Consider the following 26649-nt stretch of genomic DNA (forward strand, 5'->3'; position numbering starts at 1 on the left):
ATGAGCGAGAAAAAAGAACCGGATGGGCTGGAGCGCTTCGCCCATCTGGAAGATAAGATCTACCGAGTGAGCGAGTTTTTCAAGAACTTGCAGTCGCAAAACTCAGCATTGAAGGAGGAATTATCCGATTTTCAACGCCGGTATCGCGAACTGGAAGAGCGCTGCCGGACGATTGAGACGATGATGGTGACAGTCCGGGAAGAAAAGGAGAAGATCGCGGAAAAACTCAGGGCGCTCATCGAGCGCCTCGATGGTTTGGAGAGCGAACAGTAACCGCGCGAGGGCAAGGATCGGTGCAGATCAAGATATTGAACCAGGTGTTCAACATCCAGGACGTGAACGACGAGGCGTACGTCAAGGAACTGGCGAGCTTCGTCGAGGAGCGCATGACACAGCTCCAGCGCGCCTCGAACATCATCGACTCGCACCGGCTGGCTCTGCTCGCGGCGTTCCAGATCGCCGACGACTACTTTCAGCTTCGCAAGCAACATCGCGAGTTGAACCAGTTCGTGGGCCGCAAGAGCGCCGAATTCGTGAAGATCCTGGATCAGTTCAACGATCCGGCACCGAAACGACCTTGACCTGCAACGCGTGCGGGGTGATTCCAATTGGGTCTGCGATGAGAATGGACGGGAGTTTAGAGTTTCGGCACGGTGTGCAAGCCTTCTGCGGGAAGGAAGCCTGAAGTGCTGAACAGACACCCACTTTGAACTGCCGGACCACAACGATTCGCCCCGCACCGTTGCAGCTTTTTGCCGCCTGATCTTCTTCGGAACGGTTTCCCGGACAACTTGTGAGAACAAGGACCCCCGCGGGTCTGTGTACATATTGCCCGAAGGAGACGCCCATGAACGCATTCTATACGGCGCTGATCATTGCGGCCCCCGTGGCCGTAGTCGGAACGGTCCTGCTGGTTGCGTACCTCCGCCTGAAGAACCGAGTGGTTGCCGAGCGGCTCCGCGCCGCGCAGGCGCAGGCCGACGAGATCGTCACCCGGGCCCGCCGCGATGCCGAGCAGATCAAGCGTGAGAAGGTCCTGGAAGGGAAGGACGAGCTGTTCAAGCTCCGCAGCGAGCACGAGGCGGAGGTCAAGGAAAAGCGGAAGGAGCTGGCCGCGACCGAGCAGAAGCTCACCCAGCGCGACCAGGCGCTCGGCCGGCGCGAGGAGCAGCTCAACAAGAAGGAGAAAGACCAGGCCAACCGGGAGAACGGGCTCATTTCGCGCGAGGTCCGGATCAAGGAAGAGGAGACGAAGGTGAAGGAGCTCCGCCGGGTGCAGCAGGAGCAGTTGGAGAAGGTGGCCGGCATGACCCGCGACGAGGCCAAGCAGCAACTGGTGGACATGCTCCAGGAGGAGGCGCGGCGCGACGCGACCGCGCTGGTGAAGCAGATCGAGGACGACGCCCGGAACCGCGCCAACAGTCTGGCCCGCAAGATCCTGTCCACGTCCATCCAGCGCTGCGCCGTGGAGCACACCATCGAGACCACGGTGTCGGTGGTGGATCTGCCCAGCGACGAAATGAAGGGCCGCATCATCGGCCGTGAGGGGCGGAACATCCGCGCCCTGGAGATCGCCACCGGGATCGACCTGATCGTCGACGACACCCCGGAGGCGGTCATCCTGTCCGGCTTCGACCCGTATCGCCGCGAGATCGCCAAGATCGCCATCGAGCGCCTCATCACCGACGGCCGGATCCATCCGGCGCGGATCGAGGAGATCGTGGACAAGGTCAAGGCCGAAATGGAGCAAAAGATTTTGGAAATCGGCGAGGAGGCCGCCTTCGAGATGGGCTTCCACGATTTCCACCCCGACGTGCTCAAGCTCCTGGGCCGCCTGCACTACCGGTCGAGCTACGGCCAGAACGTGCTGGAGCACGCGAAGGAGGTGGCGCACATCGCCGGCATGCTGGCGCAGGAGGTGGGCGCCGACGAGCGGGTCGCCCGGCGCGCCGGCCTCATCCACGACATCGGCAAGTCGCTGGACCGGGAGGTGGAGGGCACCCACACCCAGCTCGGTGTGGAACTGCTGCGCAAGAGCGGCGAGAAACCCGAAGTGCTGCACGCCGTCGAGGCGCATCACTTCGACGTGGACTTCCAGAGCGTCGAGGCGGTGCTGGTGCAGGTGGCCGATGCGGTGTCCGCCGCCCGGCCGGGCGCCCGCCGCGAAATCCTCGAGTCGTACATCAAGCGCCTCGAGAAGCTCGAAAACATCGCCGACAGCTTCACCGGCGTGGCCAAGGCCTATGCGCTGCAGGCCGGCCGCGAGATCCGTGTCATCGTCGAGAGCAACAAGATCAGCGACGAGCAGGCGTTCTGGATGGCCAAGGACCTGACCAAGAAGATCGAGAGCGACCTGCAGTACCCGGGCCAGATCAAGGTGACGGTGATCCGGGAGCGGCGGTTCGTCGAGTACGCCAAGTAGAACTCCGGCCGGGGTGCCGGCCGGCCCAACAGCGGGAGGAAGCGATGCGCGTGCTGTGTGTGGGCGATGTCATGGGGCGGCCGGGGCGGCGGGTACTCCGCGAAATGCTGCACCGGGTGCAGAGCGAATACCGGATTGACTTCACCATCGCCAACGGCGAGAACGCCGCCGGCGGCTTCGGCATGATTCCCGAGAAGTTCCAGGAGCTCATGCCCCTCGGGATCGACGTGATGACCACGGGCAACCACATCTGGGACCGGAAAGAGGCGTACGATCTGCTCAACCAGACCGACCGGCTGCTCCGTCCCCTGAACTACCCGCCGGGCGTGCCCGGCCGGGGCTTCACCGTCGTCGACTCGCAGATCGGCGTGCCCGTGGCGGTGATCAACCTGCAGGGCCGGGTGTTCATGCCGCCCATCGACTGTCCCTTCCGCGGCGTCGAGGCGGTGCTGCCCGAGCTGCGGCGCCGCACACCCATCATCTTCGTGGATTTCCACGCCGAGGCCACCTCGGAGAAGGTGGCCATGGGCTGGTTTCTCAACGGCAAGGTGAGCGCGGTGTTCGGCACCCACACCCACGTCCAGACCGCCGACGAGCGGATCCTGCCGGACGGCACGGCGTACATCACCGACCTCGGCATGACCGGCCCCCACGACTGGGTCATCGGCATGGACGTGGAGGGCTCCATTCAGCGGTTTCTGTTCCACCTGCCGAGCAAGTTCACCCCGGAGACCCGCGGGCACCGGCTCAATGCGCTGGTGGTCGAGGTGGACCCCGAGACCGGTCGCGCCACCGGCGTGGAACGGCTCAACCTGCCGCTGCCGTCCTGAGTTGGGACGGAACGCGCCGGTAACCGATCAACTTTCGGCTGTCCGGACACATCTATAGACCGGACACGAAGGCACCCGGACACCCGGGATACCCTGCAGCGAGGTAACGGCAATGAGGATATGGCAGCGGGCGGCGATTGCGGCGGTTGCAGCACTGGGACTGGCGACGGCGGCGGCCGCGGCGACGGAGACAGTGAACGCCGGCGGCCGGTCGTTCCGGGTGGAGCGCTGCCCGGAGACGGCGCTGCCCCTGCAAGTCCGTCCGACGGATCCTGTGCGGTACGCAGGCGAGCCCGCGGCGGCCGCCCGCCGCTTCCTGGCCGACCACGCCGCCTTGCTGGGGCTCGGCGCCGAGCTGGCGCAGTACCAGCCCGTGGGGGAGCGCCGGTCACCCGCCGGACGCCACGTGGATCTGGACCTCTGGCACGCCGGCCGGCCGGTGGTCAACGGCCGGATCAGCGTGCATCTGGACGCCGCCGGTCGGGTGACGCTGGCCCAGCGCATGCCCATGCTCCCGGACCCCGCATGGCCGGAGGTTTTTCCCGACCGGACGGCGGCGCTCGACCTGGCCGCCGACGCGTTCGCCGAGCGGGTCCTCCGTTCGGCCTGGCCCAAACCGCTGGTCGAGAAACCGCTGCCCGCCACGGCGATGCTGACGGCGGAGCAGGAGGCGTACTTCATCGAAGCGGGCCGGCCGCTCGCGGTACGGGAGTTCTGCCTGGTGACGGAGGAACCGCTGGCCCGCTGGACCCTCTGGGTGGGCGGCGCGCCGCTCCGCGTGCTGGGCGCGTCCTCCGACGTCTGGTACGCCGACGGCAGCGGCCGTGTGTTCCAGCCCAATCCGGTGAACTACCTGAACAATTCCAGCCTGCGGGACAACTCGGACGGCAGCCTGTTCCTCCCTGCCTACCTCGACGTGGTGCTGGCGGAACTCGCCGACCCTGACCCGCAGGGCTATCATCTGGCGGGGCCGTGGGTGCAGATCGTGAGCCGCACCGACGAGCCCCCCCTGACGGCGCCGCCGGCGGAACCGTCGCCCGTGTTCGACTATCCGCGGGACCCGGCGGGATTCGAGGCCGTGATGGCCTACTACTGGATCGATTCGGCCCAGCGGTACATCCAGTGGCTGGGCTTCGACACCATTGTCCACTTTCCCCTCCCGGTGGACGTGCACGGGCTCGACGGCGCCGACAACTCCCATTTCGTGCGGCAAGGCAGCACTCGCTACATTGCTTACGGCGACGGCGGTGTCGACGACGCCGAGGACGCCGATATCATCCTCCACGAATACGGCCACGCCATTCAGGACACCTCGAATCCCCTCGCATTCAGCAACGCCATCGTGGAGTCGGGGGCCATCGGCGAGGGATTCTCGGACTACTGGGCGTTCAGCCGGACCTACGACCTGAGCGTGACCAGCGGCTACAACCCGTTTCACATCGGCGAGTGGGACGCGAAGGGCTATACCCCGCCCGCCGTATACCTGCGTCGGATCGATCATGACGACATGCGCTACCCCGAGGACCGGACCAACGACATCTACGGCGACAGCGCGTACTGGTCCACGGCGCTGAAAAACCTGTTTCTGCAGCTCGGCCAGGAGGTCGCCGACCGGATTGTGCTGCAGAGCCACTTCCTCATGCCGGCTGCCGCGCAGAACACCTTCCGCAACGGCGCCCTGGCCATGATCGACGCCGACCAGGCGCTTTACGGCGGCGCCCATGTCTTTGAAATCTGCCAGGAGTTTCTCCGGCCCGGCATCTTCTCCGTCGACGACTGCCGCGCCCAAGGTCCGTTCCTGGAGACCGCCGGCCGGGTGCTGGCGGAGGTTGAGGGGAACGGCAACGGCATTGCCGAACCGGGCGAACTGGTCACGCTGGCGGTGTCCATTCAGAACACCGGTGCGGCGTCGTCCGGGGAGCTCCTGGTCACGCTCGCTGCGCCGGATGACCTGGTGGTCTACCGCGGCAAGGCGCACTACGCGGCGCCCGCGGCCGGCGGCGCGGCCGTGGCGCCGGGCGTGCCGTTCCTGTTCCGGATCCGCGACGGCGCGGCGTGCGGCGTCGGCCTGGCGCTGGAGCTGGAGTGCCGGTTCGGGACCCACGTCCAGCGACTGGCCTACATCCTGCCCGTGGGCCAGACCGTCGACTCCACGCTGGTCGCCGACGACATGGAGGCCGGCGGCTCGCTCTGGGAAGTGGATCACGGGCCGGGGATGGTCTCGTACTGGGAGCGCGTGGCGGCGAGCTATTACCACGCCGGGCCGACGGTCTGGCGCGCGTTCGACCGCGACAAGAAAAACGACGACTACCTGATCTGGGGTCCCCTGGAACTGCCCGCCGGTTCGCTGTTCGAGCTGAGTTTCTGGCACACGTACTATCTGGAGAGCGGATCGTCCGCCTACGACGGGGCGGTGCTGGAGGCGTCCACTGATCTGGCCGCCTGGACCGACCTCGGCGCAGCCATGGTCGAGGGGGGGTACAACGCCACCGTCTCCATCAATTATGAGTCGCCGATCCTCGGCCGGCCCGCCTGGTCGGGCGGGGGATTCGGCGCCATGACCCGGGTGCGGGTCGATCTCTCCGCCTGGGCCGGGCAGACGGTATGGCTCCGCTTCCGCCTCGCCTGCGACAGCTCCACGAAGGTGGGCGGCGGCTGGTACGTGGATGACGTGCAAATCGCCCGGTCGGAGCCCGACTGCGCGGCCTACGACTTCCGGGCCGGCGACCTCGACGGCAACGGCGTCCTCAACGCCGTGGACGTGGCCCTCCTCGAGGCGCTGCTCGGCGGGAATCTGGCCGCCGGGGAAGGGGAATTCCTGCGCAGCGAGTGCACTGCCGACCTGGACGACGACGGCCGAATCACCGTGCGGGATCTGGCCCTGCTGGTCCTGTTGACCGATTAGACCGCGGTTGAGCCGGAGCATGGACATCCACCCGGCGGATTCCCCTTGCGGCGGCGGGCAACCGGAGCGCGCCATGGCGCGTGTCGGCGCCTGGGTGCTGCTGTCGCTGTTGTTTCTCGCCATGCGGGTGGGGTACCTGCGGGAACCGCTGATCGGCATCGACGAGACGGGCTACATGGTCGTGGCGGACGTGCTGGCCCGGGGCGGCCGGCTCTATGCGGACGTCTGGGATCAGAAACCGCCGGTCCAGTACCTGCTCTACCTGGGTGTCCAATCCATTGCCCACTGCCCGGAAGCCATCCACGCCGCCGGCATCCTGCTCGGCCTGGCCAACACCCTGCTGGTGCTCTCGCTCGGCCGCCGCCTGTTTGGCTGGTGGGCCGGGCTGGGCGCTGCGTGGCTCTACAACGCCTACACCGCTTCGTTCGGCGCCGTCTCCTTCAACTCGGAGGTCTTCCTGGTCTGTTGCCAGCTTGCGGCGATCCGGCTGTTGTTCTCCCGGGTGATGGCGCGCGCCCCCGCCTGGACGGCCGCCGGCGCGGGTGTCCTGCTGGGACTGGCGTTCATGAACAAGTACGTGGTGGCTTTCCCCATGGCGGCGATCGCCGTCTGGCTGGCGCTTGCGGCGCCGCCGGGCGCCGCCGCCGGCCGGCGCCCGGCGGTCCTGGTCGCCTTCGCCGCCGGACTGGCCGCGGCGCCGGCGGCGTGCCTCGCTTGGTGCGCGGGGCAGGGTGTGCTGAGCGACTTCTTCCGGATCACGTTCGGCTACAACGCCCGGTACGCCGTCCACGATTTCTGGCGGCTCTTCTTGAACTATTCCACCGGCTTCATTCGGGAGTTTGCCGCGACCCGGTGGTTCCTGATCCTCGCTGCCGCGGCCGGCGCCGGGTGGCTGGCGGCCCGCCCCGCACGGTTCCGGTTGGTCGAACCGGAGGCGCGCCGGTTCCTGTTTCTCTGGCTGGCCGGCTCGGCGCTGGCGGTGGCCGGACCGCTGAAGTTTCTGGACCACTACTTCCAGCTCATTATCCCGGTGCTGGCCCTGCTGGCCGGAGCGCTCCTGGCCGAGCCGATCCGGTGGCGGACCGCGGCGGCCGGCCTGCTGGCCGGGGTGGCGGTGACGGCCTGGCCGGTAGCCACTGCGGCGGCGCAGAGCGTGGCGGTCTTCGCCGCGCGGCCCGGCTGGGTGGCGGAATCCGGTTACGAGCCGGCGCGGATCGGCCGCTGGCTCGCCCGCCAGGCGCCGCTCGGCGGGGCGCTGCTGGTCTGGGCGGCGGATATCGACATCTACTTCTACGCCCGGCGCAACCCGGCCGTGCGATTCTTCTGGTGGCCGCAACTGGTGCGGGATCCCCTGCCGGACGGGGCGCTGGAGATGTTCTTCGCCGACCTGGAGCGGCGGCGACCGCGGTTTGTCGTGACGGGGGATCATCCCGTCTACGAGGCGCTGCGATCGGACAACCCCGCCGCGGTGGAGCGGTTCGAGCGGCTCTGGCGGCCGTACCTGGCGCGGCACTACGCCCCGCGGCCATGGCCGGCTGACGTCGGGCTGCCGGCGGAGCGCGCCGCGCGGCTGCGGCTCTGGGAACGCGTCCCGTCGGCCGGGAATCCCTGACACACAGTCGGAGAAGGGATCAGATCTGATCCGTCAGCCGGTAGAACTCCCGCGGCATGGCGCCCTGGAAGACGCGACGCACCGCCGCGCCTAGCAGCCCGGAGGTGATGAAGCGCACCGAGGCCCGGAGCAGCGGCCCGTTCTCCTCGAGCAGCCGCCCGGCGCGCTCCAGCGCCGCCGGGCCCTCGGCCAGCCACTTGTCCATCACCCGCTGCTCCACGCAGCGCATCAAGCCCAGCTTCCGGTTCAGCTCGCGGAGGAAGTGCGCCGGCTCGCCGCGGGCGACGGTCTCCACCGCCAGCCGGCCCGTGAGCCAGGCGGCGTCGATGCCGCCGCCGTGCAGGGCCGAGGCGAAACCGCCCGCGTCGCCGGTCCGGATCACCTTGCCGGCGAACGGCGGCTGGGGACAGGTGCCCACCAGGAAGCCGCCGATCTTGCGCACGCGCCGGTAGCCGGCGATACCGTTCGCTTCGAGGTAGCCCTCCAGGATCTCCCACGGCGGCGCGGCGGGCCGGGTCAGCCAGCCGAAACCCACGTTGGCCTGACGGGTGCCCTTGGGGAAGATCCAGAAGTAGCCCGGCTGCTCCTCGAGGATCTTGACGTCGATGGTGTTTGCCCAGGCGGAGAAGTCGCCCTCCAGCGTCCACTGCAGGCCGAAGCCGGGAGGCGGATCGAACTCGTGCCAGCGGGAGTAGAAGGCGTACATCCCGCGCGCGTCCACCACCGCCCGGAAGTCGTCTTGCAGCGCAAACGGGTCCGCGCGCTCGCCCTCGCGCACCGCCACGCCGGCGGCCCGCGCCCGCCGCCCCAGCTCCGCCTGCCATTCGCCGCGGTCGATGACGAAGAAACGGTTGCGTGAGCCGATGTCGAAGGTGAACGACCGGCCGTTGACGTGCAGCCGCGCGTGGCGGATCCGCGTGCGGATGAACGCCTTGTCCATGGTCAGGACGCCGGCCGGGTCGTAGATCCCCTCTGCGCACTGGATGTTCCCGCCGATCTCACCCTTTTCGAACAACACGCACGGCAGGCCCAGTCGCGCCGCGGTGAGCGCGGCCGAAAGCCAGGCGGGCCCGCCGCCCACGACGGCGATCCTGTCGCGGTCGCTGTGGCCGGAGCGCCGGGTCATGGGCGTCCCTCCAGGCCGGCGGCGAGTCCGGTGCGCCGCTCCTCGACCGCGGCAGCCAGGTGCGCCACCGCCTCCTCCCGCCGGGCCATGAGCCGGCGCGGTTCACGCCGCAGCCCCGACTGGGCCAAAGCGTGGACCAGCAGCGGGAAGAGCTGGGTGACGTCACCGTGGCAGTAAACGCTGTTGACCACATACTCGGCGGTGGTCTTGCCCCAGGTGTGTCCCTCGCCCGCTGGGCAGCCGGAGAGGCCGCCGGTGTGGACATTGGCGTCGCTGATCTGGATGTCGATGTCGAAGCCGCCCACGTCGATCTCCAGGATCTGACTCATGAGCGGCTCGCCCTGGAGGGTGTAGTTCTTCGGCACGCCGCCGCCCAAGATGATCACCGCCATCTTGCGGGAGCCGGCCGACTTGGCCAGGTACTGGAACGCGGCGTACTCGAACACGTCGGCGGCCAGGTCCAGACGGAAGCGGAAGGCATCGCCCAGCAGCCGGGCCAGCTTGACCACGTTGAGGAAGATGGAGCCGTCCTGCGGCGCGCCGCAGAAGATGGGCACCTCGAGTCGGTGGCAGGTGGCAAGCAGACTGGGATTGTCCGCGCGGCCCAGTCGCTCCTCCACCTCCCGGAGATATCGACCCAGCAGGAAGTGGCACTCGGAGGTGGTCATGGGCCGCTGAAACTCAGGCGCGGCAAGGACGCGGCTGAAGAACTGGTCGGTCTCAAGGAGCACCTGCTCGTTGAAGAAGATGTCGTAGATGCGGATGATCTGTTCCTTGCGGAGCACCCGGTCGTCCACCGCCGGCGAGCCCTCACGGAGGATGTGGCCCAGGCTCCGGTGGGCGTCGTGGTACAGATTGGCGCCGGTGGTGCAAAGGACGTCCACCACGCCGCGCTCCAGAAGCGGATTGAGGCAAGAGCGGGCCAGGTCGGCCGGGGTCATGGCCCCGGACATGGTCAGCACGATGGTGTAGTCCTCGCGGACGGCCCGCTCCAGCAGCTCCCAGGCGGTCCGCAGCTCCCGGCCGCCGTAGGCCAGGAACGCCTTCTGCAACAGCTCGGGGGTGGTCTCGCGGCCGTCGATGGGCTGGGACTGCAGAACGCGTCCGCCGCCGGCCGGCTGCTTCTGTTTGCGCGCGCTCACCGGGTATCCTCCTTGAGAAAAAATCCCAAAAAGTATAGCACAGCCCCGCACCTCTTGTGGTACAATCACCGCCTTTGCGTGGCTAAGTTTAGACGGAGGTCTCCGATGGGCAGCGTACTGAAGAAGAAGCGTAAGCGCGCCGGCAAGCTCAGAAGGCAGCGCAAGCACAAGATGAGACGCAACCAGCACACCAAGAAGTAAGACTTCGACTGCCGATCCCGGTGTGCTCCGCCGCGTGGTTCCGCAGGATCGGAGTGACTGGTGATCGCGGCGCGTGGCGTCCGGGGATGCCCGCTTCGCACAGTCGCAGCAGCTGGATGAATACGCGCCGGACAGATTGACCGTCTGTCCGGCGCTTTGTTCTGACGGAATGAACGCCGCGGGGTCGCCGAATGCTGTATAATCGGCGCACACTCAATGAGAATGTGGAGGGCGTGGATCCGGTGACCATCACAGTCCGGTCCACAGAGATCAAAGTTTTCGCCCTATTCCTCGCGCTGGCGGCCGTCAGTCGCGTCCACACGTTTTTTCTCACCGTCATTGACTGGGACGAGACGACCTATGCCCTGCTGGCCAGCAGCCTGCTGCACGGTCATCTCCCTTACACCCAGATATGGGACAACAAGCCGCCGCTGTTGTACCTGGTCTACGCTTGCGTTCAATTCATCTCAGGCGATTCCGTCTTCTCCATTCGTCTGCTGGCGGTGGTTTTCACGGCCGGCAACGCGTTCATGATCCGCCGCATCGGACTGCAGTTCTGGCCGGACGGCCGACCCATGCTGGCGGGGCTGCTGTATCTGGTTGTTTCCCTGACCAATGGCGGCCTGTCCTCCAATTCCGAGCACATCTTCATGTTCTTCGCTCTGTCGGGAGTCTGGCTGCTGCTGGCGAAAGCCCGTCATGAAGACGATGGATTCGCCAGAATGGCTTGGGCCGGAGTATGTTTCGGCCTGGCGTTTCAGGTCAAGTACTTCGCCCTGACCGACACTCTGGCCGGTTTGGCGGGTTATGTTCTGTGCGTACCGCCCGGGGGCCGGCGGGTATTGCGAGACCGATCGGCGCGCACCGCCCTGCTGATCACCTGTGCCGCATTCGGCGCGGTCAGCCTGCTGGTGGTTCTGGTCATCTGGCTCTGCGGGATCTGGCCGCAATACTGGGACGCCAATTTCGTCGCCAATTCCACCCGGGCCGTGCTGATCCGGTGGGATCTGCGAGTGGTGGCGGACTCCCTGATCCACCAATTTCGCACGCACCCGCTGCTCTGGATCTGTTTTGGAGCCCAGGTGTTTGGAGTGCTTCGCGGCCGAGAGAGCTTCCCCCGGTTCCGTACGACCTGCATCCTGTGGATCATATTGGATTTCCTCGCCATTCTGTCGACACGCTCCTTCTACCACCACTACTACCTGCCACTCTTCCCGGGCTTGTGCCTGTTGAGCGCAGATTATCTGCAGGCTGTGTGGAGGTGGCTCAAGCGGGCGGGGCGGCTGGATCGAGTGGCGCAGGTCGCTGTCGCCCTGCTGGTGGTTCTGCCCCTCGGCTGGCAGGTCTATGCAGCGTACCGTTTCTCCGTGGCGCACACGGTGGCCAAGCCGCCGGTGCGTTTGTTTCAGTATTGGGACACACCCGCGGAGGTGGCCGATTACCTGCGCGCCCGGCTGCGACCTGGCGAGACGATCTATGTTGCCGACTATCACCACGTGATCTATTTCCTGTTGCACGTGGATCCTCCGACGCGGTATGTCGGGCCTCCGTTCGTGATCGGTTTTGAGGAGATGGACCGGATCGCGGGTGTCGACGGAATCTTGGAGCTGCACCGGATCATGGAGCGGCAACCCGCCTTCGTTGTCACCGCGCGCGAGTACGGCCTGGGGCGGCCGGAGTACTATGAGGCGTTGGACGCGCACTTGAACCGGTCGTACATGCTGGACGGCCGGATTGGTCCCGTGGCGATCTATCGACGGGTGCATCCCGCCCGCACGCCGTGACGAGCGTGCAAGGAGGAATAACTCCGTGCGCCGTGAAGCACTGACTGCCGTGTTGGCCGGCCTGCTGGCCGCCGTGGCCGCGGCGCCGCACCCGGCGGCGCCCGCGACGCTGCATGACTGGGAGAACCTGAACGTCCAGGAGCGCAACGCCGAAGCGCCCCGCGCCACCTTCGTGCCGTACGACAGCCCGGACGCCGCCCGGGCCGGCGGACCGTCCCCGTGGGTGAGGGGGCTGGACGGTCCGTGGAAATTCCACTGGTCGCCCCGGCCGGACCTCCGTCCCGCGGATTTCTACCGGGTGGACTTCGACGCTGGCAGCTGGATCGACTTCCCCGTCCCGGCCAACTGGGAGTTCCGCGGCTTCGGCGTGCCCCACTACTACGACTCGGCCAACTCCTTCCCTGCCGATCCGCCTCGGGTGCCCCACGACGACAATCCGGTGGGCTCCTATCGCCGCACGTTTACACTGCCGGCCGAGTGGAACGGCCGCCGGATGTTCCTCCGGTTCGACGGGGTCAACTCCGCGTACCATGTCTGGCTCAACGGCCGCTACGTGGGCTTCAGCAAAGACTCCAAGAGCCCGGCCGAGTTCGACGTGACGGGCCACGTGGCGCCGGGTGAAAATCTCCTGGCCGTCGAGGTGTACCGCTACAGCGACGGGACGTACCTGGAGGCGCAGGACATGTGGCGCGTCAGCGGCATCGAGCGGCCGGTCTGGCTCGTCGCGACGCCTTCGGTGCGGATCCGCGATTTCTTTGCCCGGGCTGGCCTCGATTCGGCCTACCGCGACGGGCGGCTGGACGTTGCCGTTTCCTTGCGCAATCACACGACGGCGGCGGTCCGCGGCGCCGTGCGGCTGGCTCTGTTTGACGGCGAGGGGCGGACGCTGCCGCTGGCCGCCCCGGTTCGACCGGTGGAGCTGCCGGCGGACGGCGACGCCGAGGTTGCGTTCGATGAGACAATCGCGGCGCCTGCGCCTTGGACCGCCGAGACGCCCAGTCTCTACCGGCTGGTCATCGTCCTCGAGGATGCGGCGGGCCGAGTGATCGAGGCCACGGGCTGCCGGGTGGGCTTTCGCACCGTCGAGGTGCGGAACGGCAAGCTCCTGCTCAACGGCGTGCCCCTGGTCATCAAAGGCGTGAACCGCCACGAGTGGAGCGCCACCGATGGGAAGGTCGTGGACGAGGCGCTCATGCTCCAGGATATCCGCCTGATGAAACAGTTCAACATCAACGCGGTGCGCACCAGCCACTACCCCAACCGGGAGGAGTGGTACGACCTGTGCGATGCACACGGTCTCTACGTCATCGACGAGGCGAATATCGAGTCCCACGGCGTCAGCTTCGACGCCGACAAGACCCTGGCCAACAAGCCGGAGTGGCTCCCGGCCCACCTCCACCGCACCCGGCGGCTGGTGGAGCGCGACAAAAACCACCCCTCGGTGATCGTCTGGTCCCTGGGCAACGAGGCGGGCGACGGCACCAACTTCGAGGCCACCTACCGCTGGATCAAGGAGCGCGATCCGGGCCGGCCGGTGCAGTACGAGCCGGCGCGTCGCCGCGCTCACACCGACATCGTCTGTCCCATGTACGCCCGGATCGAGCGGCTGGAGGAGTACGCCGCCGTGGAGCGCGACCGGCCCCTGATCCTGTGCGAGTACGCCCACGCCATGGGGAACTCCGTTGGCAATCTCGGCGACTACTGGCGCACCATCGAGGCGCATCCGCAGCTCCAGGGCGGACTCATCTGGGACTGGGTGGACCAGGGTTTCGCCCGGGTGGACGAGCAGGGCCGGCCGTACTTCGCCTACGGCGGGGACTTCGGCCCGGCGAGCCGGCCCAGCGACCGCAATTTCCTGTGCAACGGCCTGGTCGCACCCGACCGCGGTCTCCACCCCCACATCTGGGAGGTGAAGAAGGTGTACCAGTACATCTCCGTGGAGCCGGTGGACCTGGCCGCCGGCCGGCTGAGGGTGCGGAACAAGTATGCCTTCCTGAACCTGGACCACTTCCGTCTCGAATGGCGGGTCGAAGCCGAAGGCCGGCGAATCGCCGCGGGCGAACTGCCGCCGCTGAACCTCGGCCCACGTGATTGGGCGGAGATCACGCTGCCGCTGCCGGCCATCCGGCCGGAGCCGGGCGTGGAGTACTTCCTCACGGTGAGCACGCGCACCGCCGCCGCCACGGATGCCGTGCCGGCGGGGCACGAGGTGGCGTGGGACCAGTTCCAGCTGCCGGTCTTCGCAGCGCTTGCCGCGACGGATCCGGCCGGGCTGCCGCCGGTGCACGTGGCCGAAGACGCGGCGTCCGTCCGCGTAGCCGGTCCGGGTTTCGAGTTGGTGTTCGACCGGGTTGCCGGGACCATCGCATCATGGACCTATCAGGGGGTCGCGATGCTCCGGACGGGCCCCGTCCCCGATTTCTGGCGGGCGCCCACCGACAACGACTACGGCAACGGCATGCCGGTGCGCTGCGCGGCGTGGCGCGAGGCGGGCGCCCAGCGGACCGTGGAGTCGGTCACCGTCCGGCGAAAGGCCGGCGCGGCGGTGATCGAAGCGGCGGTGAAGCTCCCCGCCGGCGACGCGCGGTGCGTCACCCGCTACACGATCCACGGCAGCGCCGACATGGTGGTGGAACATCGCTTCAGCCCCGGCGCGGCGGCGCTTCCCGAGCTGCCGCGCCTCGGGTTGCAGCTCACTCTTCCCGAGGGCTTCGACCGCATCGCCTGGTACGGCCGTGGGCCCCACGAGAACTACTGGGATCGCCGCGAAGGCGCCGCGGTGGGCGTCTGGCGGGGCACGGTGGCGGAGCAGTTTCACCCGTACCTGCGTCCGCAAGAAAACGGCAACAAGACGGATGTCCGGTGGATGGCGGTGATGCGGGAATCGGGCGTGGGCCTGTTGGCGGTGGGCATGCCGCTGCTGTCTGCTTCCGCGTCGCACCACGACATCGGCGACTTCGAGCACGCGCCCGAGAAGGACCAGCGCCACCCCACCGACATCGTCCGCCGACCCTGGACGGTGTTGAACCTGGACCTGGGGCAGACGGGCGTGGGCGGGGACAATTCATGGGGCGCCCGCCCGCACCCGGAGTACACTCTGGCACCACAGGAGTACACGTACCGCTTCCGCCTTCGCCCCTTCGTCGCCGCCGACGGCCCGCCGGAGGCGCTGAGCAAGGCGGGGTTCTGACGGTGAACGGTGAACGGTGAACAGTGAACGGTGAACAGTGAACAGTAAATAGTGAGGAGACAGGCGTGAGGAGTTAGGAGACGAAAGCTCCGTCGCGCTCGTAATCGTAATCGTGCTCGTAATCGTGATCGTAATCGAGGCTCGAGGCTAGAGACTCGAGGCTCGTTCCCGTAATGCGGACAACGGGTCTCGATGTTCGGGGCTCGGACCTCGCTCCTGACGATCAACGATCAACCATCAACCATCCACTGACTCGAACTGCGGATCCGGGTTCCGGGACCTAGGTTCTGGGTCCTAGATTGTGGATCCCAGTTCCCGGCATCCAGGTCCTGTTCCTCCTGTTCACCCATTCACCGATTCACCGTTCCCCTGCCTCTGGCACGATCCATCGGTTGGCAACGTGGAGGTACCGCGAGCGGCAGCGAGCGTCGCGAAAGCCACTTCGCCACGCCTTGCCCCAGGCGCCCAACCACTCTGTCTGTGCCGCTTGAATGCCCGTCCGGGATCAAAGGGCCAACCATCACCGCGGGTTCAGCAACAGCACACCAGGTCGCGTGACACGCGCTACCGCCACCGTGATGGAATGGTCTCGCGGCATCGGGACATCGTGGCGGCTGGCCGCTGGCGCCGCTCGCTGCCGCTCGCGGTACCTCCCGCCTGCCGGCTGCTTGATCCTACGCATGACTTCAGCTAAAAAAACCTGCCAAAACTTGGCAGAAAAACGGGAGTAACTGAGTAATCGTCATCGTGATCGATACTCGGGACACGTTCCCGGTCCCGCTCGCGCGGCGGGATCCTGACATGGCCCGCGCGATGGTGCGGTGGTTCGACACCGCTTAGGATAGCACGCAGTGCTCTGGAGTGCGGCGGCACGACGCCGCTTTGGACTCCGGATCGGTTTGCCGATTTGCGACGGCTGCAATAGACAAATACGCTGCGCGTCGTTCCAAAGCGCAGTCGAGCCTGCGCACTCCAACCAAAGCGAGCGCGCTATCCAGAGCGCTCCGCGCGCGGACCCGAGCGGCGTCATGCCGCCGCACGCCGGACCGTCGTGTTGTTGAACGATGAATCGGGGCGATTCAGAGGGCCGCACTAATCCATTTGGGATTTGGAATCCGGAACCGAGCACCCGAACCGAGGCCCCGGGTCCGATGTCCGAAGTCCGATGATCTTAACGAGCCTCGAACACGATTACGATGACGATTACGAGCACGAACATTCGGGACGGGAACGAGCCTCTAGCCCCGAGCCTCTAGCCTCGAGCCCCGAATCAGAAAACCAGCTTGAAGAACTTTGCCGTCATGTAGAGGCCGAAGCCGAGGAAGGCCCAGCCGCAGAAGCCCCGCACCCGCGCTCCGATGTCGCCCAGATGATGCCGGTTGAGCTGCACGAACTTGCCGATGGTCCACAGCCACAGGAAAGTGCCCGCCTGGCTGCCGATGAGAAACGCCAGGTTGTTTCCCATGTGCAGGTAGAGCACGCCCACCGAGTAGTACAGCTCGGTCACCGCGATCATGACCACGATGTAGAACGGATTGGAGAGCGCCAGCAGCAGCCCCGTGATGAAGTGGCCCTGGTGGGCGTGATCCGGATGATCCCGCGGATCGGGGGGCAGACCGGTGGCGGCCGGCAGCGGGCACTTCCTCAACCAGATGTAATAGACGCCGAGCCCGATGAGAAACAGTCCGCCGAAGGCGCTGAAGACGATCTTGACCAGCTCCAGCAGCTCGGTGGAGAGCTGGTAGATGATGGCCACGAGGCAGTAGAACGAGTCGCCGGTCACCGCCCCGGCGGCCAGCCGGAAGGCGGCCCGACGCTGCCCCTTCATGCTTTTTTCGAATACAGCGAAATTGATGGGCCCCGGCGGAATGGCTAGCAGGCAGCCGGTCAGAACACCCGCTAGCAGGCTGATCAGCATCACCGGACCTCGCCCCGGCGCTCGACACGGTGAGGGAAGCAGCCATCAGTTGGTCGCAGCCGTTTGGATGTGTGCGTCTGGCGCATCCGTTTGTCCCGGTCCGGGGCGGCCGCGGTCCGCGCGGGGCGGCGGCTCATTCCTCGGGTGCGAAATAGCCCTGCCGGTATTGGAGCTTGAGCCCCTTGCGGAGGCAGGTCACCTTGATGTCGCGGTACGTGCCGTCGCGGTTCTGGTTCTTCGGCTCGTACGCGATGTTGTACTGGTGGTTGATGTCCTCCATGATGGCGTCGAACGTCTTCTTCAGCGACTCGAACGACGCCTTGGGGGAAAAGAACAGGCCGCCCGTCTCCTTGCAGAAACGCTCCAGGGCGCGGAAGTCGGCGCCGTAATTCATGGAGCGGACGCCCAGGCCGTAGATCAGGACATCATTCTTCTGGGCCACTTTGATGGCCTCGTCCATGCTGGTTTTGGAAGCGGTGTCCTCGCCGTCCGATAAAATGACGATGATCTTGCGCCCGGCCTCGCTCTTGAGCTTCTCCTCGCTGGCCAGGTACACCGCGTCATAGAGGGACGTGTTGCCGCCGGGCCGGAGTCGACTCAGCGACTTCTGCATCCGGTCGATGTCGTCGGTGAAATCCTGCACCAGGATCACGTCGGAGTGGAACTCCATCACCGTGACCATGTCCTTGCCGGGGCGGACGATGTGCTTGCAGAAAGCAGAGGCGGTGGCCACCTCGTGGGGAAGCTTGTCGGCCACCGAGCCGCTCGTATCGATGAGCAGCGCGATGGTCAGGGGCAGGTCACGGGACTGGCTCAGATTGTTGAAGTACTTGATCTCCTGGCGGGCGCCGTTCTCATAGATGGCGAAGTCGTCGCGGGTCAGGTCCCGGACGTAGTTCTTGCCCGAGGCGGCGGTGACGAACAGGTTGACCACGAACACACGCGAGCGGATCACCGGGCCGCTGGTCATGTCCTGCGCCGGCGCGGGTGGCGCCGCCGCGGCGACGGCCAGCAGCGCGGCCAACACGATCGGGAGCAAGGCGGGCTGGTACGTTGGTTTGTTCATGTTCCTTTCCTGCGGGATCTCCGCGGATCATTATAGAGCCGGCGGGACGGACGGACAACGCCAAATGTGTCAGCCGCGCCAGCGGCTCTGATGGAATAGAGATGGATTGCGGCAAAAGGTTTCGGGAACGCGCCAGGTGGAGTCAGGCGCCTTCGACGATGGCTTTGATCCGCTGGTAATCCGCCTCGGTGTCGACGCCGAGGGCGGTGTCGCGCACCTCGACCACGCGGATGGCATAGCCGTGCTCGAGGGCGCGGAGCTGCTCCAGTTTTTCCATCCGCTCTAGGCTGGAGGCGGGCAGATTGACGAAAATCTTCAGAAACTCGGTCTGGTAAGCGTAGAGGCCGATGTGCCGGTAGAAATTCTTCAGCAGCAGCGGGTGGGTGTCGATGTGCTCCCGGTAGCGGGCGTACTCGAGGCCGGGCTCACGGATGAAGGGGATGGGCAGACGGGAGAAGTAGATGGCGTCGCCGGCGGCGTTGAGGATCACCTTGACGCAGTTGGGATCGAACAGCTCGTCGGTGCTGCGGATCGCCGTGCAGGCGGTGGCCATGCACACGCCCCGGTCCTCCAGCAGCGGCGCCACCGCGGCGGCGATGGTGGCAGGGTCGATGAGGGGCTCGTCGCCCTGGACGTTGACGGCGATGCGGGTGTCGATGCCGGCCAGCGCCTCGGCGATGCGGTCGGTGCCCGATGTGTGGTTCGTCGAAGTCATCACCGCCCGGCCGCCGAATGCGGTCACCGCGTCGACGATGCGCTCGTCGTCGGTGGCCACGATCACCTCGTCCACCACAGCGCAGCGGCGGGCACGCTCCCAAACATGCTGGATGATGGGCTTGCCACCCAGCGGGAGCAGCAACTTGCCGGGGAGGCGCTGCGAGGCGTAACGGGCGGGGATGACGGCGGTGCAGTTCATGATGATTTCAGCCTGAAAGAATGCTTTGGCAATGATCCCCGATAAATTGCAGCATTTCCGATGCAGTGTCAACAGGAAACGGTGAATGGGTGATTCGGTGAATCGGGAGATTGCCTGGGGTGGCGAATTATGGACAAAAACAAATGTGATAAAATCATCACAACGATTCACCGCGCCGACGGCACCGTTTCATCCGAATACGCGAGCCTGTTCTTCCATACACATTCCGTCGGGCCGGCGAAGGAGGGAACCATGAATCACGACCTTATTCGCACGGTGACATGGTGCGGGAGAGCGCGGCTCCGACTGCTGCTGTGGGCGGCCGTCCTGATGGCGATTGCGGGAGCGGTGGCGGCCGAGTCCATCGACGGGGTGTACACCCTCATCGGTGACACGGGCGGGCGCTCGGTCAAGGCCGGAGCGGTCATCACCCTGACCGTGTCCGGATCGCCGTCGGGCACCATGGCGGTGGTGGCCGTTCAGCCGGGCCAGACGGTCACCGACACAGGCACCTTCACCCTGAGCGGCGGTCGGATCACCCTGTCGTTCCAGGAGCTGGGCTGGGCCGCCGCCAACGCGGCCTACAGCCTGAGCGGCGGCGTCCTGGTGCTGCCGTTCAAAGCGCTGGATGACGGTCCCGGCTCCTCCCGCTGGAAGTTGCTGAACGGCGGCTCCGGCGGCGGTGGCGGCGATGCGGCCGGCGGATCCGGGGATACGGGCGGTGGCTCCGGCGGTTCCAGCGGCGCGGGCGGCTCCGGCGGCAAGGGCGGCTCGAGTGGCACGGGCGGCAGCGGCGGCTCCGGTGCGAGCGGGGGCCAGGGAGGCTCGGGTGGGAGTGGCGGCAAAGGCGGCGGCGGCAGCTCCGGCGGATCGGGCGGCTCCGGCGGGGGGAAGGGCGGCGGCAAGGGTGGCGCGGAGAAACCGCCCACCCTCAAGGATCTGGTGGGCAACTGGACGGGCCGGGCCGCCGGCGAGGAAGTCCGTTTTCGGGATCCCAACTCGCTGCTGATCCTCACCGTGAAGCACAATGCCGAGTTCTTCTTCCACGTGGATGAGACCGGGCGGGTCACCGGCGAGGGGACCATCGAATACGACCTGGAGCGCAACACCGAGGGACTCGACGCCCTGGCGGCGGGGGTCAAGGGGTTGATGGGGCTGATGCCGGGGGCGCCGGGCCTGCCCGGGCAGGGCGCCGCCGCGGGTGTCGCGGGCCGGATGGGCGACGCCACCCGTGACGTGCCGGGTGTGACCTCGTTGCAGTACGATGCCCCTCACCTCAAGCACGGCAAGGAGCTCCGCCACTTCACCTTCACCGGTCAGGCGGAGATGAGCAGCGGCTGGAACTCGGGACAGCGGGTGGACAACTGGAAGCTGACCCTGGTCCAGCAAGGCCCGTTCACCCTGCCCGACGGATCCACCGACAACCAGCTCATCGCCGCCTACGAGGTGAACAAGGTAAAGGAGGAGAAGCCGTTTCCCTGCTGGTCACCCTTCATGAAGGAACCGGCGACGCTGCGGCGCGGTCCCGGCGGGGCGTGGGTTGCGGAGTTCCAGCAGAAGGGGACCCACCGCGAGGGGAAGAAGGTCTGGCAGGAATACGGCTACGTCTGGATGGCCCGACAGATTCGGTGAGCCGGATTCAGGCGGGCCATCTCAGCGTCCGGCCGCGGGCGTGGTCCCGCAGGCCGGCGACCATCACCGCCAGCGCCGGCACGTGGGCCAGGAGCGCATACAGCGCCTCCATCACCGGATCGTGGCGGAACCGGATCTGCCCAACGATGAACAGCAGGGGGTAGTAAAGGAAGGCTGTGGCGGCGAACACGCCGGCCACGCGTTCGAGCCACGCCCAGCGGGTGTCCGTCAACAGCAGGCTGATCACGAGCGGCCAGATGGCATACCAGGGCCAGAACACGGGGCTGACTAGGAGCAGGTAGGCCAGCAGGGCCAGCACGACCCAGGCGGCGGCGCCGTCGTGGGTGCGGGGATCGGGCTTCGGGCGGACGGCCAGCAGCAGGGCCAGGGCGGCCAGGCCCAACGCCGCCCGAATCCAGCCGGTGTGGTTCGCGGTGCCCGGCAGGATGTTCCGGGTGGCGAGTAAAATCGAATTGGCTGTCCAGCCGGCCTGGTGGATCACGCCGACGAGCAGCTCCGGCAGACGGCCGAACGGCTGGCTGGCGGCGATGCCCGCCGCCAGGACGATGGCGGCGCCGCCCGCCATTCGGGCGAGGCGGCGCGGCAGCGGCTGAACGGCGTCGCAGAGCGCCGGCAGGAACAGCGGCAGGGCAAAGACGGCGCTGTACTTGATCCAGAACGCCGCGGTCCACGCCAGCACCGCCGGCCACCAGCGGCCCTGCCGGAGCTGCCAGGCGGCGGCCAGGCAGCCCAGCAGCCAGAACAAGTCAAAGTGCATCATGGACAGACCCTCGAGCAGGAGCAACGGGTGCGCCAGATAGGCCCAGGCCGCCGCGTCGCCGGCGGGCTGGCCGGCCAGCAGGCGGCGGAGGATGAAAAAATTACCGGCGTGACAGGCGCCCATGAGCAGCTTCAGCAGCAGGAAGAAGCCGAGCAGATGTCCGCCGGCGAGGCGGTGAAGCGTGCCGCAGACGATGACCCAGAGCGGCGGGTAGGGCAGATAATCCACCGTCGCCGCCAGCCCGCCGCCGAGGAACGGATTGAACACCGAGAAGGGCACGGCGTAGGGATTGACGCCGCCGGCCCAGCGCTCGGCCATGCGGAAATAGAACACCGCGTCGTAGCTGCCGAACGGAGGCACGAGGGCGAATGCCACGGCCGCCACGGCGACGGTCCACGCGGGCCAGGCGGCGCCGACGCGGCGATGGACCGCCAGCAGGCCGGCCAGGCCGAGACCCACCCACAGGAAATCGGCGAGCCGAAGCCAGGCGGGCGGGTCCGGGGCGCCGCCGAGGTACGAGTCTTGAAACGAGTAGGTCAGACGGAACAGGTCGTCCAGGTGCGGCAGCACGGGCAGCGCCAGGAGCGCGACGCCGGCGAGATACATGGTGCGGATGGGGGACAAGCGCGCCATGGCTGCTATCTTAGGGCTTGTCCGGAGCGTTTGCAACCGAGGCCAGCCGTTCGAGTAGAGCAGAAAATAGTAAAGAGACAGGCGATAGGAGTTTAGAGCTCCTCGTGCTCGTAATTCGTAATCGTAATCGTTATCGTAATCGAGGCTCGTTTTCCGATTGCCAGAGTGGCCGGATACTGAGCGGTGGTATGGATGTACCCGCACCCAGGGCGCGTGTGCGACGGCAGCACGTGGCGGAACTACTCGGCGCTGCCGTAGCGGCCTTCCACCCGAAGCGTCGCCAGACCGAAGGCGGGAAGGGGTACCGGGCCGTCCACGGGGCGCAGACGCGTGCCGGACGGGTTGCTGAGCCAGACCGCCGCAGGTTGGAACCGGTTCCATTGCAACGACACGGTTTCAGGGCGGCCGGCGGCGTTGTACAGGCGGACGAGGAAGCCGTTCCGCTCCGGCAGTGGAATCAGACTCGTCACCACCACGGCGGGGGAGCCCACGGTGAACAGGGAGCGCGGCGCCGCGACGTCCCGCGCGGGGCACACCAGCAGCGGCTGGCTCCGCTCCACGCCGAAGCGGTAGGCGGCCAAGGCATCGAACAGCCCGTGGGGGTGCACGGCGTAGCTGAAAGAGGCAGGCCCCGCCTGGTCTGCCTTGTAATTGGTGTGCCAGTAATTGTTCATGGCGTAGGAGAACACGGTGTTGGACGACGCCACGTGCGCCTTCCATCCGGTGGGGCCGTCGTTGTGAGCGGTCTCGTCCACCATGTCGCCGACGGTGACCAGCGGTGCTTCCACCGTGGCCCAGGTGACGCCGAACCGCTGGTTGGACACGTCCGCCCAGCGCTGGACGGTGAAGAAGTCGCGGCAGGCGCCGGGGAGCTGGTCCGCCTCGGGCCGGATGAATCCCCAGCCGAGGTCCAGGCGCGTCACGTCGTCAGGCACGGCGAACGGGAAGGCGAAATAGATCGCCTCCTTCTCGCGCACCGCGGCCTTGTCCAACTCGTTGCGGATCGCCAGCCAGTCCAGACCGTCCACGAGGCGGTATTCGCGGACCAGCGCGCGGACGCCCGGAGCCGCGTCGCACTCCACCCGCAGCGTGGCCACCAGCGGGCCGGCGTCGGGTGCGGTGATGCGGACCGGACCGGTGCGCCGGGCGTCGGCGGGCGACTTGCCCGCGACGTAGAGAAACTCGTTCAATCCGTGCGCGCTTGCGTCCACGAGTTCCCGGCCGCCGGCGGCGAGGCTGGCCACGGCGCCCGTGGCCGGATCCAGCCTCAGCGCCAGACCCGAGGCGGCGGCGCGGCTGTCTTCCGCCCCGGCCGTCCCGCCGGCAGGCGCGGCACCGGCCGTCACCCGGAACCGCCGGCCGCCGAGCGGCGGCACGTCGACGGCGAGGAAGGCAAGTTCCCCACCGGCAAGGCGCTGGGACGGCACGGGACGCCCGGCGTCGTCCACGACGCGGTCTCCGGCGCGGAATTGCACCGCCGGCAGCACCACGAGGTCGGTGCGGGGCCATGAGCAGGTGTTGAGCACGTCGACGGCGCTCCTCGCATCGGGACAACCTTCGAGGGCGTTGACCGTCTCGAGGAGTTCGGTGGAACGGCGATCGGCGGTTTCGGCGAATGCCTGCTTCAGCCGCCACTGGCCCACGGCGTTGGGGTGGTCGGGATCGGAGACGCTGTTCCAGGCGCCCCAGGTGTGCTCGTCGGCCAGGTGGACCTCCCGCCAGGCGATGTCGAACTCCTCCGGGTGGTAGCGACCGTCCACGGCAGCGGCCAGGGCCTCCGCCTGCACCAGGCGTTCAGCCGCCCTCCGGGCCAGCCCCAGCTCCCGCGCCGTGGAGGCGGCGCCATCCTCCCAGTAGGGAGTGAGGTCGCCGGCGAACGCCGGCAGCACCGCGCCGTAGCGCCGCTCAAACTCGGCGAAAAGGCGGTCGGCCGTGTTAATGACGAGACGAGGCGACGCGTACCGTTCGTTCCACGCCCGCACGAAGTCGGGCAGGGTGGGGTCCACGGGGCCGTTGTCGGAGTAGATGGTGTAGCGGAGCTGGATTAGCTCGTACGGGTAGCCGGCCGCGTCCAGCTCGTCGAGGTAGCCGAAAAGCTTCGGCCGCGCGTCGGCGCTCTGGATGCCGTTGGTCTGGTGGAATAGCGAGTAGCCCTTGCCCGCCACCCAGTAAAGGAGTTTATCCTGCCCCGACGGCCCCACCCACCAGCAGGGGCGGTCGCCCCACGCCGCGGTGGAGCGGCCGATCCGGTCGGAGGCGTTGGGCCCGCTGGATAAATACCGGATGCCTGCGTGCGCCAGCGCCGGCACCGCGCCCCAACTCACCCCGGGGATGTCGGTGATCATGGCGGTGTCGATCTTCAGGCCGTGGCGGGCCTCGAGGCGGCGGGCGCAATCGGTGAGCCGGAACATCTCCTCAGGGCGCAGCAGGCCGGTGAGCGGATTCGTGTAGAGCGCCTGCAGCCCCATGTGTCCGCTCCGGACCGTGTCGAGAAATGCGTCGCGTTCCGGGATGCCGGCACGAGTCAGGTACTCGTCGACCGCCCAGAGGATTTCGGCGTTCCAACGAAACTGCGCCTCGGGCGGGTAGTCGGCGGTGCTCCGGATGAGACGGACGGCATCGGCGAGGTTCTGGAGCTGCATCGCCAGGACGTCGCTCTGCAGGTGGGTGTAGCCGATGTCGTTGTGGGAGTGGGGCAGGAAATGCACCTCGCGCCGGCTTACGGGCCGGAGCGCCGCCTCGAGGCGGACCTCCGCGCGGCCATCCACCCGGACGACCACCGGATAAGGCGTCGGAGCGGACGCCGGAGGCGCCAGCAGATCCAGCACGTTCAGGCCCAGGCGCAGGGGGTGCGTCGCCGGCGCCCCACCGCCCGCCTGAACAACGGCCGCGCCCGAGTCGGCGGTGTGATCGATCCGGAGCTCCACGAGCTGCCGCTCGCCGTCCGGGGTCCGCACCAGGGCCGGCTGCGGCCGCACGTCCACCGAGGGACGGAACGCGTACATGAAGGTCATGTACCAGTCGCGCGAGCCCGCCGCCTCGCCTGTCACCCGAACCGCCACCGGACGGCCGGGCGAAAGGAGCGTTGCCGGCACATCCAGGAGCATGTAGCCGAAGGCGTCACCCACGTGGTCCGTCCAGACGTGGCGGAACGACAGCGCCACGCCGCCGGCGCCGCGCACGGTCCAGTTCTCGGCCACGCCGCCGGCGCGGGTGACGAAGCGGAGCGTCGGCCGCCCGTCCAGTGACAGGTCGAAGGCGCGGTCGCCCCCCGAGGTGCCGGTGGAGTGGGCGCCGATCCAGACGAAGGTGCACGGTGCGGCGGGGAGCGGGTCGGGCGCCGGGGCGGTGATCCACTCGATGGCCATGCGGCCGTCGGTGACGCAGGTCAGCAGCGACTCGCGGGCGTACGGGTGAAACGAGTGGTAGCGGAGACGTTCGCCCGCCACCGCGGCATCATAGCCCGCCAGACCGCCGTGGCCGGGCGACAGGAGCCCGGGGACAGCGGCGGCCGCGGCGGCTGGAATCAGCGTCAGCAGGGCTGCGATCAGGGTGGCGCGGATCCGGCTCATGGGCGGTCTCCTTCGGGAGCGGGCGGCCGGCGGCCACCCAGGTGAACGTATGAAAAGCACTCGGGGATGTGGGAGTCGTAGACGCCGTGGGGATTCAGTGCCCAGCCGAGGCTCGGCGAGAGCCGGCGCCCCCCGGCATCCACGTGCTCGAATCGGGAGAAGTCGAGCCGCAGGACGTCCCCCTCGCAGGGCGGCCACGCGCGCCCCGCGAAGAGCGCCGCCATGCCCGCCCAGGGGAAGGCGATCTCGGCCGTCCAGCCGCGGTCGATGTCGGAGTCGTCGTTGAGGGTGCCGTCCACCCGCACCGCGGCGCTGAGGCCGGAGAGGTCCCAGTCCATGAAGGCCCACCGGCGGCCGCGCGGGTGGCGGCCGCAGCGGCTGGCGTCCTGGAAGCCGCCCAACACGTCCACGGAGCGGACGGCCAGGTCGAACTCGGGGCGCCGCCGGAATCGCTCGCCGTGGCGGTACGCCTCCTGCCAGATGTAGAAGACCTCGTAAACGGTCCCGAGCGCGTTGATCTGGAACTCGTAGTAGCAGTCGTCGCCGCCGATGAACACCTCGACGTCGTTCTCGGTCCAGACGAAGGCGTCACGCTCGGCAAGACGCGCCTGGACGCGGGGCTCCTCGATCCAGAAGCCCACGTAAAGGGCGGCGTCGTCCCAGAGCGCGGCCATCCGCGTGTCCAACAGCGCCGGGGCGCCGGTGACCAGGTCCACGAAGCGGGAGGATCGCGCCGCGCTCCGCCACGGTTCCTTGTCCAGGTCGCCGTCGATGCGGATGGGTCCATCGATGCGATGGGCCGTGTAATGGACCAGTTGTTCCTCGCCGCAGCCGTATCCATGGATCATTTCATTACCTCAGTTCAAACTTCGGACATCGGATTTGGAGCACCCGGAACCTGGGTCTTAAGATTTGGGAT

General features: G+C 67.4%; 17 protein-coding genes and 1 other RNA gene. 10 read left to right on the plus strand and 8 right to left on the minus strand.

The genetic code is table 11. The features are described 5' to 3' along the window. From zapB to GX414_10405, 7 genes are all read left to right on the plus strand, one after another. Entirely contained in the window at positions 1-273 is a 273-nt protein-coding gene (zapB, locus tag GX414_10375; GenBank protein NLI47498.1) for a cell division protein ZapB, read from the plus strand. 20 nt (positions 274-293) lie between these two features. Next, positions 294-581, plus strand: a complete 288-nt coding sequence (locus GX414_10380; protein ID NLI47499.1) for a cell division protein ZapA — start codon at positions 294-296, stop codon at positions 579-581. Next, positions 580-752, plus strand: a non-coding RNA gene (gene ssrS, locus GX414_10385) — 6S RNA. Before GX414_10380 ends, ssrS begins: the two co-directional genes overlap by 2 nt. Before the next feature lie 95 nt (positions 753-847). Beyond that, positions 848-2422 (plus strand): ribonuclease Y, encoded by a 1575-nt coding sequence (rny, locus tag GX414_10390; protein NLI47500.1) that lies wholly within the window; start codon positions 848-850, stop codon positions 2420-2422. Positions 2423-2466: 44 nt separating this feature from the next. Continuing rightward, entirely contained in the window at positions 2467-3252 is a 786-nt protein-coding gene (locus tag GX414_10395) for a TIGR00282 family metallophosphoesterase (protein ID NLI47501.1), read from the plus strand. A gap of 112 nt (positions 3253-3364) precedes the next feature. Then, entirely contained in the window at positions 3365-6157 is a 2793-nt protein-coding gene (locus tag GX414_10400) for a hypothetical protein (GenBank protein ID NLI47502.1), read from the plus strand. A gap of 19 nt (positions 6158-6176) precedes the next feature. Then, positions 6177-7769: a glycosyltransferase family 39 protein gene (locus GX414_10405; protein NLI47503.1), complete on the plus strand. Its 1593-nt coding sequence runs from the start codon at positions 6177-6179 to the stop codon at positions 7767-7769. 19 nt (positions 7770-7788) lie between these two features. Here GX414_10405 and GX414_10410 read toward each other — a convergent pair whose 3' ends face one another. Continuing rightward, the gene (locus tag GX414_10410) at positions 7789-8895 is read right to left on the minus strand and encodes an NAD(P)/FAD-dependent oxidoreductase (GenBank protein NLI47504.1); all 1107 of its coding nucleotides are present in this window, start codon (positions 8893-8895) and stop codon (positions 7789-7791) included. After that, on the minus strand, positions 8892-10037 hold the full coding sequence (locus tag GX414_10415) for a deoxyhypusine synthase (protein ID NLI47505.1): 1146 nt from the start codon (positions 10035-10037) through the stop codon (positions 8892-8894). The genes GX414_10410 and GX414_10415 overlap by 4 nt, the downstream gene beginning before the upstream one ends. A 443-nt stretch (positions 10038-10480) precedes the next feature. Between GX414_10415 and GX414_10420 the strand changes: the two genes are divergently transcribed. Both GX414_10420 and GX414_10425 read left to right on the plus strand, forming a co-directional pair. Then, positions 10481-12022 carry a hypothetical protein gene (locus GX414_10420; GenBank protein NLI47506.1) on the plus strand — a complete coding sequence of 514 codons (1542 nt, stop codon included), beginning with the start codon at positions 10481-10483 and terminating at the stop codon, positions 12020-12022. Positions 12023-12047: 25 nt separating this feature from the next. Beyond that, positions 12048-15212 (plus strand): DUF4981 domain-containing protein, encoded by a 3165-nt coding sequence (locus GX414_10425; GenBank protein ID NLI47507.1) that lies wholly within the window; start codon positions 12048-12050, stop codon positions 15210-15212. A 1270-nt stretch (positions 15213-16482) separates the two neighbouring features. On the opposite strand, the gene GX414_10430 is transcribed toward GX414_10425, so the two are convergent. The 3 genes from GX414_10430 to kdsB form a co-directional block, all read right to left on the minus strand. Further along, a complete protein-coding gene (locus GX414_10430) occupies positions 16483-17130 on the minus strand; it encodes a LysE family transporter (GenBank protein NLI47508.1) in 648 nt (215 codons plus the stop codon). A gap of 133 nt (positions 17131-17263) precedes the next feature. Beyond that, positions 17264-18196 (minus strand): VWA domain-containing protein, encoded by a 933-nt coding sequence (locus GX414_10435; GenBank protein ID NLI47509.1) that lies wholly within the window; start codon positions 18194-18196, stop codon positions 17264-17266. 142 nt (positions 18197-18338) lie between these two features. Then, positions 18339-19112: a 3-deoxy-manno-octulosonate cytidylyltransferase gene (gene kdsB / locus GX414_10440; protein NLI47510.1), complete on the minus strand. Its 774-nt coding sequence runs from the start codon at positions 19110-19112 to the stop codon at positions 18339-18341. A 252-nt stretch (positions 19113-19364) separates the two neighbouring features. Here kdsB and GX414_10445 point away from each other — a divergent pair, with 252 nt between their 5' ends. Next, a complete protein-coding gene (locus GX414_10445) occupies positions 19365-20744 on the plus strand; it encodes a hypothetical protein (GenBank protein ID NLI47511.1) in 1380 nt (459 codons plus the stop codon). 7 nt (positions 20745-20751) lie between these two features. Here the strand turns inward: GX414_10445 and GX414_10450 are convergent, their stop codons facing one another. The 3 genes from GX414_10450 to GX414_10460 form a co-directional block, all read right to left on the minus strand. Then, positions 20752-22158 (minus strand): hypothetical protein, encoded by a 1407-nt coding sequence (locus GX414_10450; protein NLI47512.1) that lies wholly within the window; start codon positions 22156-22158, stop codon positions 20752-20754. A gap of 239 nt (positions 22159-22397) precedes the next feature. Further along, positions 22398-25730 (minus strand): hypothetical protein, encoded by a 3333-nt coding sequence (locus GX414_10455; GenBank protein ID NLI47513.1) that lies wholly within the window; start codon positions 25728-25730, stop codon positions 22398-22400. Then, positions 25727-26578: a hypothetical protein gene (locus GX414_10460; protein ID NLI47514.1), complete on the minus strand. Its 852-nt coding sequence runs from the start codon at positions 26576-26578 to the stop codon at positions 25727-25729. The genes GX414_10455 and GX414_10460 overlap by 4 nt, the downstream gene beginning before the upstream one ends. Between the last annotated feature and the right edge of the window lie 71 nt (positions 26579-26649).

It is taken from the genome of Acidobacteriota bacterium (genome assembly GCA_012517875.1).
Lineage (GTDB): Bacteria > Acidobacteriota > JAAYUB01 > JAAYUB01 > JAAYUB01 > JAAYUB01.

Excerpts from the sequence above, each read along its gene's own strand:
- GX414_10395 (NLI47501.1), top strand. The coding sequence starts at position 2,467 with ATGCGCGTGCTGTGTGTGGGCGATGTCATGGGGCGGCCGGGGCGGCGG.
- GX414_10445 (NLI47511.1), top strand. The coding sequence starts at position 19,365 with ATGAATCACGACCTTATTCGCACGGTGACATGGTGCGGGAGAGCGCGG.
- zapB (NLI47498.1), top strand. The coding sequence starts at position 1 with ATGAGCGAGAAAAAAGAACCGGATGGGCTGGAGCGCTTCGCCCATCTG.
- GX414_10430 (NLI47508.1), bottom strand. The coding sequence starts at position 17,130 with ATGCTGATCAGCCTGCTAGCGGGTGTTCTGACCGGCTGCCTGCTAGCC.
- kdsB (NLI47510.1), bottom strand. The coding sequence starts at position 19,112 with ATGAACTGCACCGCCGTCATCCCCGCCCGTTACGCCTCGCAGCGCCTC.
- GX414_10455 (NLI47513.1), bottom strand. The coding sequence starts at position 25,730 with ATGAGCCGGATCCGCGCCACCCTGATCGCAGCCCTGCTGACGCTGATT.
- rny (NLI47500.1), top strand. The coding sequence starts at position 848 with ATGAACGCATTCTATACGGCGCTGATCATTGCGGCCCCCGTGGCCGTA.
- GX414_10435 (NLI47509.1), bottom strand. The coding sequence starts at position 18,196 with ATGAACAAACCAACGTACCAGCCCGCCTTGCTCCCGATCGTGTTGGCC.
- GX414_10405 (NLI47503.1), top strand. The coding sequence starts at position 6,177 with ATGGACATCCACCCGGCGGATTCCCCTTGCGGCGGCGGGCAACCGGAG.
- GX414_10410 (NLI47504.1), bottom strand. The coding sequence starts at position 8,895 with ATGACCCGGCGCTCCGGCCACAGCGACCGCGACAGGATCGCCGTCGTG.
- GX414_10400 (NLI47502.1), top strand. The coding sequence starts at position 3,365 with ATGAGGATATGGCAGCGGGCGGCGATTGCGGCGGTTGCAGCACTGGGA.
- GX414_10450 (NLI47512.1), bottom strand. The coding sequence starts at position 22,158 with ATGGCGCGCTTGTCCCCCATCCGCACCATGTATCTCGCCGGCGTCGCG.
- GX414_10460 (NLI47514.1), bottom strand. The coding sequence starts at position 26,578 with ATGATCCATGGATACGGCTGCGGCGAGGAACAACTGGTCCATTACACG.